This window comes from Methanoculleus sp. DTU007 (genome assembly GCF_001512385.1).
GTDB lineage: Archaea > Halobacteriota > Methanomicrobia > Methanomicrobiales > Methanoculleaceae > Methanoculleus > Methanoculleus thermophilus.
The window spans coordinates 52708-54487 of sequence record NZ_LFRO01000068.1; the positions used below are offsets into that span (position 1 = coordinate 52708).

The window sequence follows — 1780 nt, forward strand, 5'->3', positions numbered from 1 at the left end:
CGGTGGAGGGCCGGCATCGCCCCCGGCCGGATCTCGCCGCGGAGCCGGGAGCCGAGGGCCATGTCGGCGCCGGCATCGAGCAGGGCGAGGAGTTTCGGGATCTCGAGGAAGTCGTAGGTGTTGTCCGCATCCCCGATGACGATGTACTTCCCCCGGGCGCGCGCGAGCCCCGCGAGGTAGGCGTTGCCGTAGCCCCGCTTCTCCGGCCGGACGACCGTCGCCCCGAGGTCGCGGGCGATCGCCGCCGTCCGGTCGTCGGAGGAGTCCGCGACGATGATCTCGCCGTCGATCTCGAGGTCGGCAAAGACTTTCTGGATCTTTCTGATGCACTCACCGATGGTGGCCTCCTCGTTGAGTGCGGGAAGGACGACGGAGAGGGCGGGGGCGGTGTCCATTTTATGGAATAGTATCGGGCTTTCGCTGTATAGAGTGTATCGATTGGCATGCGGGGAGATGAGGGCGAGTGGGGGCCAGTGTGGGTGTGCACATCCGGCGATCGCCGACTGGCGGAACATCACGGATCGGTGAGAAACTCCGCCTACCGGGGGGTAAGAGCCGGCACACAGCAGAAGTTAACCACCCCGCCCAAAAGGCGCGAGGAAATTCACAAGAAGTTTTATCGGGGCACCGGGTGAATCATCTCCAATGGCGGCCCACGATATCCGGATCAGGGAGCGGATATTGCAGAAGGTTGAGGTGCTCATCGATCGGATCGAGTTCATCGAGCGCCATCTATCTGACGCTGTCGTGAGCGACCGCATCCTGCGCAAGGCACTCTACAAAGAGTTTCAGGAGGCCGTGGAGGCAGTTACGGATATATGTGCGCTCATCCGTCGGATGCTCTACTCCTCTGCACAGGACGATTACACCAATCTCGACTATCTGGTGACCAACGAGATCATCGATCCGGAGACCGGGAGGGACATGAAATCCGCCAACGGGCTCCGAAACCGCCTGGTTCACGAATATGATGGTGTCAACGACCATATCGCGTATGCCGCAATGCAGCGGCTCATGCCCCGCATGCGCAGGTTTCTGGAGGAGGTGCTGATATGGCTGAATGCAGACATGACCTGATCCTGGACCACTTCCGGGAGATCCTCCCCTCGATCAGGGCGATTCTGCTCTTTGGCTCACATGCCTCGGACTACGCGAGCCCCGGGTCCGATATCGATCTCTGCCTGATCCTGGCCGATGGAGCGGATAGGGCTGCAGTGCATGAGAGAATGCTCCTCGTCCCGGAGGGGTACGATATCGTCATTTACGACGAGATCCCCTGGTATCTCCGGGGAGAGATTCTTGAGCGGCACTGCACCCTCTACGCAGAGGACCCTGACGACTTTGACTTCTGGCTTTACAAACAGCGCCGGATCTGGTCCGACATGAAGCGGCGTCAGCAGAAGGCGTCTCCCCGGGAACTCTTGAAACGCCTCGGGCACTCCTGACCGGCTCACACGCATCTCGTTGTGGACGTCAAAACAGGCGTGGAGAATGCAATAGAAGGAGCAGGTTCTCGCTTCTTTCGGCCCTGTTGAAATGCTTTCCACAACCTCTGGATAACACCTGGTTGCCGATAGAGATGGGCGAGGTGGGTCTCACGCGAAGTGCGACTTTCCCGAAGGGAAAGGAGTTCGAACACCGAAGGTGTGAAGTGCGACTGCCAGAATGGCAGGAGCATGAGCATCGTAAGGTGCGAAAGACGACTTTCCCGATGGGAAAGGAGTGCGAACACCGAAGGTGTGAAGTGCGACGGACGGAACGTCCGGAGCATGAGCACCGT

At 59.7% G+C, this 1780-nt stretch carries 3 protein-coding genes; 2 read left to right on the forward strand and 1 reads right to left on the reverse strand.

The window, feature by feature from the left end:
- Positions 1–395 (reverse strand): glycosyltransferase family 2 protein (locus tag ACI94_RS07505; protein ID WP_286681276.1); only part of this gene is annotated, 395 nt, incomplete at its 3' end.
- 250 nt (positions 396–645) lie between these two features.
- On the opposite strand from ACI94_RS07505, the gene ACI94_RS07510 reads away from it, so the two are divergent.
- Together ACI94_RS07510 and ACI94_RS07515 are read left to right on the forward strand one after the other, a co-directional pair.
- Positions 646–1077, forward strand: a complete 432-nt coding sequence (locus tag ACI94_RS07510; protein WP_209727740.1) for a DUF86 domain-containing protein — start codon at positions 646–648, stop codon at positions 1075–1077.
- Positions 1053–1445, forward strand: coding sequence for a nucleotidyltransferase domain-containing protein (locus ACI94_RS07515; protein WP_286681275.1), 393 nt, complete (start codon positions 1053–1055; stop codon positions 1443–1445). Before ACI94_RS07510 ends, ACI94_RS07515 begins: the two co-directional genes overlap by 25 nt.
- Positions 1446–1780 lie beyond the last annotated feature (335 nt).

Coding starts and splice junctions, on each gene's coding strand:
- ACI94_RS07510 (WP_209727740.1), top strand. CDS start 646: ATGGCGGCCCACGATATCCGGATCAGGGAGCGGATATTGCAGAAGGTT.
- ACI94_RS07515 (WP_286681275.1), top strand. CDS start 1,053: ATGGCTGAATGCAGACATGACCTGATCCTGGACCACTTCCGGGAGATC.